The sequence below is a fragment of the Paenibacillus tyrphae genome (genome assembly GCF_000722545.1).
Classification (GTDB): domain Bacteria; phylum Bacillota; class Bacilli; order Paenibacillales; family NBRC-103111; genus Paenibacillus_G; species Paenibacillus_G tyrfis.
In genome coordinates, this window is record NZ_JNVM01000041.1 from 17,235 (window position 1) to 29,917 (window position 12,683).

Consider the following 12,683-nt stretch of genomic DNA (forward strand, 5'->3'; position numbering starts at 1 on the left):
ATATGGACGCCGTACAACAACAATTTACCGAACTGTTAAAAGAGAAGGGCATCGAACTGACGGAAGCGCAGCTTCATCAGTTCGAGCTCTATTACCGGGAGCTCGTCGAATGGAACGAGCGAATGAATTTGACGGGGATTACAGAGAGAGAACAAGTGTACGTGAAACATTTTTATGATTCTCTCTCTGTTTCTTTTTTTATTCCGATGGAACACATTCGTTCCGTTGCGGATATAGGATCGGGAGCCGGATTTCCGAGCATTCCTTTGAAAATTGTTTACCCCCATTTACACATCACGATCGTCGACTCACTCAATAAGCGCATACAGTTTTTAACGCATCTGGGAAATACGCTTGGATTAACGGACGTGCGGTTTATTCATGGACGTGCGGAAGACGTTGCGCGGATGCCCGAACATCGGGACCGTTACGATCTTGCCACCGCGAGGGCTGTTGCCCGGCTAGCTGTTCTTAACGAATTCTGCCTACCCTTCGTGAAATCTGGTGGGAGGTTTGCTTCCATGAAAGGGCAGGACGTTCAAGCGGAGTTAGAGGAAGCGGCACTTAGTCTTAAAGAGTTGAAAGGTAAATGGAACCATACATATCGTTTTCAGCTTCCTTTGGAAGAATCGACTAGACACATTATCGATATAGAAAAGACAGCTTCAACTCCCAAAAAGTATCCCAGAAAATCGGGAACTCCTTTGAAAACGCCGCTAGTTTGACGGTGTTCCACGTGGAACATTTTGGAGCAGGCGGCTTCTTTTTTTGTGAAAGTCAATAATAAACTTCTTCGGAGACTTTTGCAGGATTTTGGGCATATTTGGAGAATTGTTATAGAGTGGAGATTCATTATCGGTGAAAAAGATCGGGTGGTTATCGTAATGAAGGAACAAATCTCAAAATTGTTTGGTTTTGCTGAAAAGGCGCCGACTGACGAAGTGAAAAATGTTCCTGTCAATGACATCGTTCCAAGTCCCTACCAACCTCGAACGATATTTGACGATGAGCGGATTGATGAACTGTGTCAAACGATTAAGACACATGGTGTTATTCAGCCGATTGTTGTGCGTCTTCGGAACAACCGTTACGAATTAATTGCCGGAGAACGCAGGTGGCGCGCTGTCAAAAAGCTGGGGAATGAAACAATCCCGGCTATTATTCGCGATTTTAACGATTCGCAAGCGGCATCTATCGCTCTGATCGAGAACCTGCAGCGGGAAGGCTTGACTGCGATCGAGGAAGCGATAGCTTATCAGCAGTTGATCGATCTGCACAGTTTGACGCAGGAAAGTTTGGCTCAGCGCCTTGGTAAAAGTCAATCGACGATTGCGAACAAAATCCGGCTTCTTCAACTGCGCGAGCCGGTGAAGAATGCGTTGATGGAACGAAAAATTACGGAACGGCACGCCAGAGCGTTGCTGGCTTTGGATCAAGAGGAGCAGCAGCTTCGCGTTCTGGAGGATATTGTAAATAAAGAGTTGAACGTAAAGCAAACGGAAGCGAGAATCGCCTTTTTGAAGGAAGCGGCGAAAATTAAAAACAGCAAGACGAAACGAGTCTCGTTTTCCAAGGATGTACGGTTAGCCCTGAATACGATTCGTCAATCGGTGGATATGGTGACTTCATCCGGCCTTACGATCAATACGACGGAACAGGATCACGAAGATCACTATGAGATTGTAATTCGGATTCCAAAGCGGTAAAATAGAGTGTAGGGATTTATTGAAGCCTCGAATGAGGCTTTTGTTTAGCTGTCAGAATACATATTCTCGCAAAAGCATCTATGAATTTCTGATAGTGAGGCCTGATTAAGGTACACAGCATAATGGTTTGTGTAAAAATGGATGGGTGTAGTCTCGTTTTCTATCGTTTCAAGTTGATTTGAATGGATATAGGGCATCTTTGACATGACATCGATTTGAGTTTTTCTGTCTTGATGGGAATGTTTGAGTTTGATAGAGCATTCTATCTTTACTGGAAAAGCTTTAGCTGAGGCACGAACGTATTTTCCTCAAAAAGGCTTCTATTCGAAGAAGCTTTTCTTACCAACCGATCATTGGGGAGGGAATGAAGCTCTCCAATGATTCTTTTTTTTCGCTACTGTCGCTAGCTGTATGTCTTCTATTCGACTCCTCGAAAGAATCGTTTTTACTCTAGTTTTTATTATTTGAGGTGAACAGATTTTGGCTAAAATCATCGCCATAACCAACCAGAAGGGTGGGGTTGGCAAAACAACGACATCCGTCAACTTAGGCGCATCATTGGCATCCTTGGGAAAGAAAGTGCTTCTTGTCGATATCGATCCGCAAGGAAATACGACAAGCGGGCTCGGCATTAATAAAGCAGATGTCGTTCACTGTATTTACGACGTTCTTATTAACGATATCCATCCGAATGAGGCTATGGCTGACACGGCACTGGAGAATTTGAAAATCATACCTGCAACGATTCAATTGGCCGGTGCGGAAATTGAACTTGTTCCGACCATTTCTAGGGAAGTGCGCTTAAAAAAGGCACTGCAGCTGGTCAAACATATGTTCGACTACATTTTAATCGATTGTCCGCCATCCTTGGGGATATTGACCGTCAATTCGTTAACGGCTGCCGATTCGGTAATTATTCCTATTCAATGTGAATATTATGCTCTGGAAGGATTGAGCCAATTACTTAACACGGTTCGGTTGGTTCAAAAACATCTCAATACGACGCTGCAAATTGAAGGCGTGTTGTTGACCATGTTCGATGCGAGAACGAACTTGGGCATGCAGGTCATTGAGGAAGTGAAAAAGTACTTCCAACAGAAGGTGTATCAGACAATCATACCAAGAAATATCAGATTGAGCGAGGCGCCCAGTCACGGTCAGCCGATCATTACGTATGATCCGAGATCGAAAGGGGCAGAGGTATACTTGGAGTTGGCAAAGGAAGTGATCGCACTTTGAGCAAAAAAATTGGATTAGGTAAAGGATTGGATGCACTGTTGCCTGCATTGAGCATTAACGAAGATGACAAAGTAGTAGAAATTCCATTGGCACAGCTTCGGCCAAACCCATATCAGCCTAGACGCAATTTCAACGATGAGACGATTCAGGAATTGGCCGATTCAATTAAAGAGCATGGTGTCATTCAGCCGATCATCGTTCGCAGTGTTCTCAAGGGATATGAAATTATCGCCGGTGAGCGAAGATTCCGAGCTTCTCAAGTTTGCGGAAAACCGACGATACCAGCAGTTGTGAAAAAATTCAGCGATCAGCAGGTTATGGAAATTGCGCTAATCGAGAACGTCCAGCGCGAAGACTTGAATGCCTTGGAAATCGCGATAGCTTATCAAGCTTTGATCGATCAATTTAAATTGACACAGGAGGAGCTGTCCTTAAAGGTAGGGAAGAGCCGTTCGCACATTGCAAACTTTCTTCGCCTGCTGCAACTCCCGGAAGATGTTAAAGAATATGTTTCACGTGGAACATTATCGATGGGACATGCTAAAGCGATCGTAGGCTTGAAGGATAAAAAGGTCATTAAAGCTTTAGCCGATACCGCGATAAAAGAGCAGTGGAGTGTTCGTGAGCTTGAAGAGGAAGTAAAGAAATTAGAAGAAAATGCGGATTCGAAAAAGACGAAGCTGAAGCCGAAGCGTAAAGACCCGTACATTAATCAACTGGAAGAAAGCTTGAGAGAAATGTACCGGACGACGGTGAAAATCAAACATAGCAATAACAAAGGGAAGATCGAGTTATTGTATTATTCGAAAGATGATTTGGATCGTCTGTTGGAGCTGCTCCAAGGGAAAACTTCCTAAATGATTATGGTATAGCATACCCGGGTCATGCCTGATAAGTACAGGTTAAACTAGGTATGCTATATTTGTGTAACGGATCTGAATTGACAGTAGAGGTGAGAACAAATGTCGGTCATCTACTTGGATCATGCGGCGTCCTCCTGGCCAAAGCCGCCTGAAGTGTTGAAAGCGATGCATGATTGCATGGAGCAGTATGCTGCCAATCCGGGGAGAGGCAGTCATGAACTGGCTGTCAAAGCTAGCCGCGTATTGTTTGAAGGACGGAAGCAGCTAGCCAAGCTGTTTAATATCAAAAATCCTAACGATATCGCATATGCTCACAATACGACCTTCGCCTTGAATCTGGCAATTAAAGGGTTCGTCAAAGAAGGGGATCACATTCTTTGTACGGCCGTCGAGCATAACTCCGTTAGAAGACCGTTGGAATACTTGAAGAGAACCAAAAATGTCCAAGTGACCTATGTAAAAACCGATGAACAAGGACAGCTGAACTTGGATGATGTGCGTCACGAAATTAGACCGCATACAAGCTTGATTGTAAGCACACACAGCTCCAATCTGTTAGGCAGTATTATGCCAATCGAGGAATTGGGACAGTTGTGCAGAGATCATCAGATTAAGCTGCTGGTCGATGCTGCGCAAACAGCCGGGACGATGGAAGTCGATGTACAGAGGCTGGGTATTCATATGCTTGCTTTTCCGGGACACAAAGGTTTACTCGGGCCGCAAGGAACGGGCGGACTGTATATCGATCCTGAGATCGATCTGGAGCCGCTGCTTCACGGAGGTACTGGCAGTCAATCCGAAGCCGCGGAACAGCCTGACGTTCGCCCAGATCGGTATGAAGCCGGAACACAAAATACGGTAGGGGTTGCCGGACTTGTGGAAGGCGTGAAGTACATACACAAGCAAACGGTAGAGCAAATTCATGCGAAAGAATGGAAGCTCACCCAAAGGATCATGCATGGATTGATGGAAATTGATGGAGTGACCATTTTGGGACCGCAAATCGGGCAAAATAAAACAGGAATTGTTGCCTTTACCATTGCCGGTGCCGATTCGTCCGAAGTCGCTTTCATCTTGGATCAATCGTTTCATATTGCGGTTCGTGCCGGCTTTCATTGTACGCCGCTTGCTCACGAGATGGTCGGCACATTGGAACGCGGAGCCGTAAGGGCTAGTGTCGGCTGCTTTACAACGGAACAGGAGACGGATCAACTGCTCTATGCGGTTCGTGAAATTGCCAAGCATTTTAAATAGGAGAGCAGGAGGCTTTTAGCGTGGGGGATGTCATACTGGAAATGCCCGTGGAGGTGCTGTTGTTCATCACAGCAGCCATCTCTTTGTTGTTTTTAATTTTTGTTATCGTATTGTGGGTAAAATTAAATAAGCTCCGCCGAAATTATAAAAGCATGCTGAACGGGACAGGGAGCTTGAGTATCGAACAGATTTTGATTGAGCTGCAGGAGAAAGGGAATATTTTGCAGGAAAACGATAGCCGAAACGAACAGCAAATTCAAACGATACGCCGGGACATGTCCACAATGAAATCGCATGTCGGCATACACCGGTACAATGCTTTTGCGGAAACGGGAAGCGATCTGAGCTTTTCCGTAGCGATCTTGGACGAGCAGCAGACAGGAGTCGTTCTTTCGGGCATTCATGGTCGCGATGAAACGTATGTGTATGCGAAGCCGATCGAGCAGGGCCAGTCCAAGTATGCTTTGTCCCCAGAAGAGAAGGAAGCGATTAGTCGATCCGTACCAAAGAGGTAGGTGACCATTGGCGTTTGCCGCTGAATGCGGTTTGAAACGATTTGGCAATAACCTCGGCCATGCTCACAACCAGACTCAATCGGGTGTTTTGCAGGACGAAGTACTCCATAAATCCGCCTACATTCACAATACCGGTAACGTGCATATGACCGACGGGAGGGAGCTCTTTGTTAACGCCGGCGCCCGGTTTGACCGGACCGTCGCCTACTTGGATAAAGCCGACGCTGGTCAACTGGCCGAGACAGGCATCGATCGCGATGACGAAAGGATCGTTGAAATGCTGTTGAATCGTCGTTAAGGTTTCGTTCAGATTCATGGCGTGAACCGGATGCTCCAATGTGCCATATAGATGGAGGCCCTCGATGCCTTGCTTTTGAAGCTGACTCCCGACCAGAGGTCCGAGCGCATCGCCTGTGGAACGGTCCGTGCCTACGCAAACGATGACAATGGGCTGCTGAGCCGGAATCGTTCGCAAAACAGCGCTTAGTCTATCCGAAAGTAGGTCGATGCTGTTCGCTTCGGAGTGCATAATTTTTAAGGTTTCGCTGGCTTTAGGCTTGTGAGCATCTCTCTGAAAGGGCAGTTTCATAGGAACGCCTCCTGCGGAAATGGGTAGAGTGATAATCAGAAACGCCAGAAAATGGGTTGTTACTAGTATACGGTTGCTAGGAACGAAATATACGCGGGGCAGAAAAAAAGAGAAAGGGGGTGGGAAGGGTGCTGCTGATGGCTTTCGATTCAACACAACAAGCTTTGAGGGCGGAAATGCTCCTCGATTATGCGGATATCGAAAACGATATGTGTCCTACCCCCAAAGAAATTACGGCTGGGTGTGCGTTATCGCTGGAATTTCAGGAGGCGGATCTTTCGGAGGTAAAGCGCATTATTAAAGAAGAACGGGTGGATATCCACGGGCTCTATAGTAAAGAGGACGGGCATTATGTTAACATAGAGTTGTAAGGTGGGAGATCTTAATGGATGAAATGCTGAAAGAAAGTGGTTTATCCACATGGGGACAATTTCAAGAAAAGCTGATCAACTATGTTTCCAACCCCGAATTGTGGACAGGACTGCTGTTCACCGTCATAAAAATCATACTGATTTATATCGCGGCGAGGGTGATCATTAAGGTTGCGGAGAAAGCGCTGCAGCATATGATGGTGGCACGGGATAAAGGGCCGATCAAGTTCGATGCGAGACGTTCGAAAACGATAGGTAAGCTCGTGGGAAATATTATTACTTACGTTGTTAACTTTATTATGATTTTAATGATTTTAAGCCAATTTCAAGTGAATCTCGGACCGGTCTTGGCTGGCGCCGGGGTGGTTGGGCTAGCGATCGGTTTCGGCGCGCAAAGCTTGGTGAAGGACGTCATCACCGGATTTTTCATTATTTTTGAAGACCAGTTTGCGGTAGGCGACGTTATTCAAGTAGGCAATTATAAAGGAACGGTCGAAGAAATCGGCCTGCGGGTAACCCGGGTGAAAAGCTGGACAGGGGAAGTGCACATCCTACCGAACGGGACGATTGCGCAGGTGACCAACTTTTCCGTCAATAACTCGCTTGCCGTCATTGATGTCTCGGTATCGTATGAAACGGATATCGATTTTGCGATGAAAATTCTTGCGGATACCGTCAAAGCATTTTACGATACAAGTGTGGACATGGTAAAACAGCCTGAAGTGCTCGGGATTCATACGATGGGAGCAACGGAAATTACGCTGCGGATTACGGCGGAGTGCAAGCCTAACCAGCAGTCCGGGGTAGCAAGGAAGCTGAATGCGGAGATCAAAAAAGCGTTCGAGGCCAACGGGATTCAAATTCCTTATCCACGGATGATCACTTATCATAGAACGGAAAAGGCGGAATCGTGATGGAAAAGAAGCAGTATCAGTTAGGCGACGTCGTACAGATGAAGAAGCCGCATCCCTGCGGTACGAACGAGATGGAGATCATCCGGATGGGGATGGATATTCGCATCAAGTGTGTCGGGTGCAAGCACAGCGTGCTCGTTCCCCGGTCCAAGTTCGAGAGCAAGCTGAAAAAAGTGCTTCGTTCCGCCGCGCCGGCTGAAGATTCTGCGGCAATGGATGAGGGAGAAGCTTGATCGCTGGTAAATATTAAAAAGCACTTGCATACATGCGGGTGTGTATGCTATTATATTTCTTGTCCCTTTAATGCGGAAAGGTACCCAAGAGGCCCAAGGGGGCTGACTCGAAATCAGCTAGGCGGCGCAAGCCGTGCGTGGGTTCGAATCCCACTCTTTCCGCCATAACATAAAAAAACGAGACGACCACGTGGTCGTTTTTTTGTTTGTGTGGAAAGTGGGAAGGCAAAAGACAATTTACTAGTACATAAGACAAATCCCCGTTTTCAGGACTTTATGTCGCTGTTACGGGGATTTTGTGTTATGGTCGTCAGGTGTATATTCTAGCAGGTCTCCGGGTGTGCAATCTAAGACTTGGCATATTAAATTAAGTACCTCAACGCTTATAGCTTTAACGTGCTTATCCTCTTCTCGCAGTTTGTCATTATTAACCCATTGACTAAGTGTATTGGGGCGAATCCCTGTTTTCTTACTAAGTTGGTACATTGTCATTTGACGTTGATCTAATAAATCGGCAAGCTTAAACACGATCAATTTAACATCACGCTCCCAATAATTAAGTCTAGCATAAACATAACGCTTGACGTTATTATCAAATAGAGTTATTATCAATTTAAGTTATTAACTTTAAAGGTTATTATTTCGTGCACTACGCATAAAGCGTAGCCCAAGAGATTTTTATTAGAGGAGGGACAAGGATTATGCTCAAACGAATTAAAATGGTGATTGAGCAAGGGGAAAACGAATTTGAATTAGTTGACGCTTATTTAACTCCTGATGGGTCGCACGCGTTTTATATTTACGAAGGCATCATTAACTATACGATAGCCGTCCGGACGCAAAACGAACGGGTTTATGTTGAAAGTCAGGTATCCATGCAATTAGGGGATACGAACCGAGGAGAGGTAACCATTTATGATTTACATGATAAATTGATCGGTATGAGCGCATACCAGCTTTTAAATTTTCATGTCATTCACCATATGGATGATCTCAAATTAATAAGCGAAAACTAACGTTAAGTTCGGAATAAAAAAGGAAATTTGAATATACGATGGCTAGGGGATGGGACCCGGCAGAAGACCAACGATAACAAGAGGACGAAAAAAGAGGATCTTCCTGAATGGATATTAAAAAGGAACCCAGTCAAGGTTCCTTTTATCTTTATGTCATAAATTGTTAGTATACTTTAGCTTAGGGACTCATTCCCCGTCCTTCGCCCGTCTATATACAGAGAATCGGTCAACGGCATAACCGATGATCGTCCACGAAAGAATGGTGAGCAGATAAAGCGGCCACGGATTGATATTGGTGTAGGTGAAGATCGGGTAAAACCAAGCGGGCACGCTGAGTGAATAGAAGAGCAGATACACCGGATCGTATTCATGTCCGATATAATGGATAAAACACAGCACAATGCCCACAACGGTTAAGATTTTCGTATATTTATAGCGCATCGGTTGCGCCTCCTTTGTCCAAGTTGCAGAGGAAGCAGGCTCCCCGCCGATCATCCATCCGGAAGGGAGCAAGCCGCTTTAGCCTCGAAACAGCTTTTTCCACTTGCGGTTGTGGTTCGTTGTTTCCGGGAAGGGATCTCCCTTTTTCAAATTGATGATCTTCGGATTATTGATGCCCATATGAAAGGCATTCTCGCCGACTTCCATATATTCGCCGTCGTTCGGCGCTTTGTCTCCCGGACGGAACTGACTCCATTCCCCCACAGCAAGCCACCTCCTGTACTGAAGTCTAATGTTAGATTTTCCATAAAGCTTCGGAAGCATGCGGGCTAATAATTGGCAGGACACCGCATAAAAAAGGGCGCGCGTGCGGATTTTGCTTGCGTTGTGTGCTCGATTTTGCTATAGTATTATGGTGCGAGTTTGGATATTATCGATTCTCGCTCCTTGCTCCTGACGGTACAAGCCGACTCAGGGGCCGTTAGTCCAAAAGGAGGTGGCAACATGCGCAAATACGAAGTGATGTACATCATCCGTCCTGACCTGGAACAGGAAGCTGTTCAGGCTACGGTGGAGAAGTTCCAAAACATCATCAACAACGGTGGCGAAATTACGAAACACGACCTGATGGGTAAGCGCCGTCTTGCGTATGAGATCAACAAGCTGCGTGACGGTCATTATGTGTTGGTTCATTTCAACGCAACCAATGAAGTCATTAGCGAGCTTGACCGCGTAATGAAGATTTCCGACGAAATCATTCGTTACCTGATCGTAAGAGACGTAGCCTAAGGCTTCGTGCCGTAATTGAGTTTGTTGACAACGAGCATCGTCAGACGATGCGGCCGTTGCAACGATCCGGGAGGGAATGCGGATGTTGAATCGTGTAATTCTGATCGGAAGGCTGACACGTGATCCCGAATTACGTTATACGCCGGCAGGTGTAGCTGTAACCCAGTTTACGCTTGCGGTAGACCGCCCCTTCTCAAGCAACCAAGGGCAGCGGGAAGCGGATTTCATTCCGGTCGTAACTTGGCGCCAGCTTGCGGAGACTTGCGCAAACTACCTTCGCAAAGGGCGTTTGGCTGCAGTCGAAGGCCGTATTCAAGTACGCAACTATGACAACAATGAAGGACGTCGCGTCTATGTGACTGAGGTCATTGCGGACAATGTGCGTTTCTTGGAATCCGCGAACAGCGCAAACCGCGACGACAGCGGTATGGGCATGAGCGGCGGTGGTGGCGGTGGCAACAGTGGCGGCGGGAACCGCGGAGGCTACGGCGGAGGACGCGAACAACAGGATCCTTTCCAGGATGACGGCAGACCGATCGACATTTCCGATGATGATTTGCCGTTCTAGTGATAGAGCGGTAGGACAATCTACGTAGAGAGGACTGAAAACAAGTGGAACAAAGAGAGAGACGTAATCCGGAAGAGCGCGGCGAAAGAAAATTCGGCGGTCGCGGCAAAAAAGGCGGCAAGCGCCGGAAAGTGTGCTACTTCACGGTTAACAAAATTACGCACATCGACTACAAAGACATCGAGACGCTCAAGAAGTTCATCAGCGAGCGCGGCAAGATTCTTCCTCGTCGTGTGACAGGTACTTCCGCTAAATATCAGCGTATGCTGACCGTTGCGATCAAACGCTCGCGTCAAGTAGCACTGCTGCCTTATACAACGGAATAGAAAGATTGGAAAAAGACAGCTGGCATCATGCCGACTGTCTTTTTCTATATCTTCTTCAAGATGCTCTTCAGATCCTGCATGCCTAATCTGAACCGGAGGACGATGACCTTGATGCATTATGGCCTGCAAAACATGTTCTACAAATACATATGGTCGGCAAACTGGTGGAATCAAGGGGCGAAGGATGCGGCGGTTTCCCATCTCGATCTTCGCTGCCAGAAGCGCGATAGCGCTGCATTTCAGGCGCTGGTCAGCTCGGATCAGGACGAGTTCCTGCTGACGATCGGCGGGGATGCGATCCTGAGCAAAAGCGGTCCGATTCAGATCGTACGCTGTGAGGTAGAGACTGACGCGCCATGTGAGGTAGAGGTCAAGCTGATCGGCTTGATCGAAGACGACGATCGGACGCTCAAGTCCGATGTGCTGCTGGAGGACCGGTATGCCTATGTGCAGAAGCGGAAAATTCAATCGCTTTGGATCGAGCTGCATGCAGGGGAGTTAGCCGCGGCCGGAACGTACGGTGGGAAGGTGAAGTTTTACGCGCATTCGATGTTCGAGGACGAGGTGCTGGAGCGGGAGCTGACATTCAGCTTGACGATCGGCGACCGCGTGCTGCCGGAACCGCGGGAATATTCGTTTTACTTGGATCTGTGGCAGCATAACTGCAATATTGCCAGGAAATATAATGTGGCCTACTGGTCGGACGAGCATTTTGCGATCTTGGACTCCTACCTGCTCAGCCTAGGCCAGCTCGGGCAAAAAGCGCTGACCCTGATCGTATCCGAGGAGCCATGGTGCGGCCAGCGCTCGTTCATCGACTCGGAACCGTCTGATTTGAACGAATACAGCATCGTGCCCATCGTGAAGCGCCACTCCGGCGAGTTCGCGTACGATTTTTCCCGGTTGGACCGGTACGTCGAGCTTGGGGAGAAGCATGGCATTCGCGAGGAACTGGAGATTTTCGGCCTGATTAACATCTGGGAGCATGAAGAGGAGGGCTTCGGAAGCCTCGTGCAGGACTACCCCGATGCGATTCGCGTTCGTTATTACGACGAAGCTGCGGGAAGCTACCGATTCATCCGCGATCAAAACGATCTTGCGGCCTATGTGCAGGCGCTGGAGCGGCATTTCATCGAAAAGGGATGGATCGATCGGGTTCGGGTCGTGGCCGACGAGCCGGAGGATTTCGATTTGTTCGCCAAACGGATGGCATGTTTACGGGAGATGGCGCCTGCTTTCCAATACAAGGCGGCGATTCATCAAAGCGAATTTATTCGTAAAGGGGTCCAAGGCATCGTCGATTATGTGCCGATTCTGGACTGCGCGGCGGGCGAGTTCGAGCAGCTGATGCAGGTGCGCTCGGAGGCGAAAGGACGGATGATGTATTACGTCTGCTGCGTGCCGGACAAGCCGAATACGTTTGTCAGCTCGCCGGCGATCGAATCGAGGGTCATTCCTTGGCTGGCGGAAAGGCTGCAGATGGACGGATTTTTGCGGTGGAATTATACGGTTTGGCCGGACAATCCGCTCGAAAAGCTGTCTTACCGGCCTTCGCTGTGGAAGGCGGGAGACACGAACTTCGTTTATCCGGGCAAAGGGGGCCGGCCGCTGCTGTCGCTTCGCTACAAATGGCTGCAGCGGGGGATTCGGGATTTCGAGTATATGCAGCTGCTCAAGCGAAGCGGCCTTGAGGAGCACGTGGAACAGGCGCTGAAGCGCGTTTTCAAGTTCGATCATCCGGCGCAATTATGTCCCGGTTCGGGAAAAACGGCAGAGCAATTATACAGTTTTCATCTGGAGGATTACGACCGGCTTTATATGTAAATGGCGCCAACCACAGGCTCAAGGGCTTGTGGTTT

18 protein-coding genes and 1 tRNA gene are annotated in these 12,683 nt (G+C 47.7%); 15 read left to right on the plus strand and 4 right to left on the minus strand.

What is annotated here, in order from left to right:
- Positions 1-2 precede the first annotated feature (2 nt).
- The 6 genes from rsmG (at position 3) to ET33_RS31740 (ending at position 5,577) form a co-directional block, all read left to right on the plus strand.
- Entirely contained in the window at positions 3-725 is a 723-nt protein-coding gene (gene rsmG, locus ET33_RS31715) for a 16S rRNA (guanine(527)-N(7))-methyltransferase RsmG (protein ID WP_036691766.1), read from the plus strand.
- 159 nt (positions 726-884) lie between these two features.
- Entirely contained in the window at positions 885-1,706 is an 822-nt protein-coding gene (gene noc / locus ET33_RS31720; protein ID WP_036691769.1) for a nucleoid occlusion protein, read from the plus strand.
- 480 nt (positions 1,707-2,186) lie between these two features.
- Positions 2,187-2,945: a ParA family protein gene (locus ET33_RS31725; RefSeq protein WP_036691772.1), complete on the plus strand. Its 759-nt coding sequence runs from the start codon at positions 2,187-2,189 to the stop codon at positions 2,943-2,945.
- The gene (locus ET33_RS31730) at positions 2,942-3,802 is read left to right on the plus strand and encodes a ParB/RepB/Spo0J family partition protein (protein ID WP_036691776.1); all 861 of its coding nucleotides are present in this window, start codon (positions 2,942-2,944) and stop codon (positions 3,800-3,802) included. Before ET33_RS31725 ends, ET33_RS31730 begins: the two co-directional genes overlap by 4 nt.
- Positions 3,803-3,907: 105 nt before the next feature.
- Complete coding sequence (locus ET33_RS31735; protein ID WP_036691778.1) at positions 3,908-5,062, plus strand: aminotransferase class V-fold PLP-dependent enzyme; 1,155 nt, start codon at positions 3,908-3,910, stop codon at positions 5,060-5,062.
- Positions 5,063-5,082: 20 nt separating this feature from the next.
- Positions 5,083-5,577, plus strand: coding sequence for a DUF4446 family protein (locus ET33_RS31740; RefSeq protein ID WP_036691780.1), 495 nt, complete (start codon positions 5,083-5,085; stop codon positions 5,575-5,577).
- On the opposite strand, the gene yyaC is transcribed toward ET33_RS31740, so the two are convergent.
- The gene (gene yyaC, locus ET33_RS31745; protein WP_036691782.1) at positions 5,552-6,166 is read right to left on the minus strand and encodes a spore protease YyaC; all 615 of its coding nucleotides are present in this window, start codon (positions 6,164-6,166) and stop codon (positions 5,552-5,554) included. The genes ET33_RS31740 and yyaC overlap by 26 nt on opposite strands.
- Before the next feature lie 128 nt (positions 6,167-6,294).
- Here yyaC and ET33_RS31750 point away from each other — a divergent pair, with 128 nt between their 5' ends.
- The 4 genes from ET33_RS31750 to ET33_RS31765 all read left to right on the plus strand — a co-directional run bounded on the left by ET33_RS31750 (position 6,295) and on the right by ET33_RS31765 (position 7,849).
- Positions 6,295-6,537 (plus strand): DUF3343 domain-containing protein, encoded by a 243-nt coding sequence (locus ET33_RS31750; RefSeq protein ID WP_036691786.1) that lies wholly within the window; start codon positions 6,295-6,297, stop codon positions 6,535-6,537.
- 14 nt (positions 6,538-6,551) lie between these two features.
- On the plus strand, positions 6,552-7,451 hold the full coding sequence (locus ET33_RS31755) for a mechanosensitive ion channel family protein (protein ID WP_036691789.1): 900 nt from the start codon (positions 6,552-6,554) through the stop codon (positions 7,449-7,451).
- The gene (locus ET33_RS31760; RefSeq protein WP_036691794.1) at positions 7,451-7,684 is read left to right on the plus strand and encodes a DUF951 domain-containing protein; all 234 of its coding nucleotides are present in this window, start codon (positions 7,451-7,453) and stop codon (positions 7,682-7,684) included. The genes ET33_RS31755 and ET33_RS31760 overlap by 1 nt, the downstream gene beginning before the upstream one ends.
- A gap of 74 nt (positions 7,685-7,758) precedes the next feature.
- Positions 7,759-7,849, plus strand: a tRNA-Ser gene (locus ET33_RS31765).
- A 120-nt stretch (positions 7,850-7,969) separates the two neighbouring features.
- Here ET33_RS31765 and ET33_RS31770 read toward each other — a convergent pair.
- Positions 7,970-8,212, minus strand: coding sequence for a helix-turn-helix domain-containing protein (locus ET33_RS31770; RefSeq protein ID WP_268808343.1), 243 nt, complete (start codon positions 8,210-8,212; stop codon positions 7,970-7,972).
- Between the two features lie 173 nt (positions 8,213-8,385).
- Between ET33_RS31770 and ET33_RS31775 the strand changes: the two genes are divergently transcribed.
- Positions 8,386-8,700, plus strand: a complete 315-nt coding sequence (locus ET33_RS31775) for a hypothetical protein (RefSeq protein ID WP_036691802.1) — start codon at positions 8,386-8,388, stop codon at positions 8,698-8,700.
- 186 nt (positions 8,701-8,886) lie between these two features.
- Here ET33_RS31775 and ET33_RS31780 read toward each other — a convergent pair whose 3' ends face one another.
- Together ET33_RS31780 and ET33_RS31785 are read right to left on the minus strand one after the other, a co-directional pair.
- Positions 8,887-9,141, minus strand: a complete 255-nt coding sequence (locus ET33_RS31780) for a hypothetical protein (RefSeq protein WP_036691805.1) — start codon at positions 9,139-9,141, stop codon at positions 8,887-8,889.
- A gap of 78 nt (positions 9,142-9,219) precedes the next feature.
- A complete protein-coding gene (locus ET33_RS31785) occupies positions 9,220-9,405 on the minus strand; it encodes a YjzC family protein (RefSeq protein ID WP_036691808.1) in 186 nt (61 codons plus the stop codon).
- 240 nt (positions 9,406-9,645) lie between these two features.
- Here ET33_RS31785 and rpsF point away from each other — a divergent pair, with 240 nt between their 5' ends.
- The 4 genes from rpsF (at position 9,646) to ET33_RS31805 (ending at position 12,648) form a co-directional block, all read left to right on the plus strand.
- Positions 9,646-9,930 carry a 30S ribosomal protein S6 gene (gene rpsF / locus ET33_RS31790; protein ID WP_036691811.1) on the plus strand — a complete coding sequence of 95 codons (285 nt, stop codon included), beginning with the start codon at positions 9,646-9,648 and terminating at the stop codon, positions 9,928-9,930.
- 82 nt (positions 9,931-10,012) lie between these two features.
- Positions 10,013-10,498, plus strand: a complete 486-nt coding sequence (ssb, locus tag ET33_RS31795; RefSeq protein ID WP_036691814.1) for a single-stranded DNA-binding protein — start codon at positions 10,013-10,015, stop codon at positions 10,496-10,498.
- 44 nt (positions 10,499-10,542) lie between these two features.
- The gene (rpsR, locus tag ET33_RS31800) at positions 10,543-10,824 is read left to right on the plus strand and encodes a 30S ribosomal protein S18 (RefSeq protein WP_036691817.1); all 282 of its coding nucleotides are present in this window, start codon (positions 10,543-10,545) and stop codon (positions 10,822-10,824) included.
- A 111-nt stretch (positions 10,825-10,935) separates the two neighbouring features.
- Positions 10,936-12,648, plus strand: a complete 1,713-nt coding sequence (locus ET33_RS31805; RefSeq protein WP_036691821.1) for a DUF4091 domain-containing protein — start codon at positions 10,936-10,938, stop codon at positions 12,646-12,648.
- Positions 12,649-12,683 lie beyond the last annotated feature (35 nt).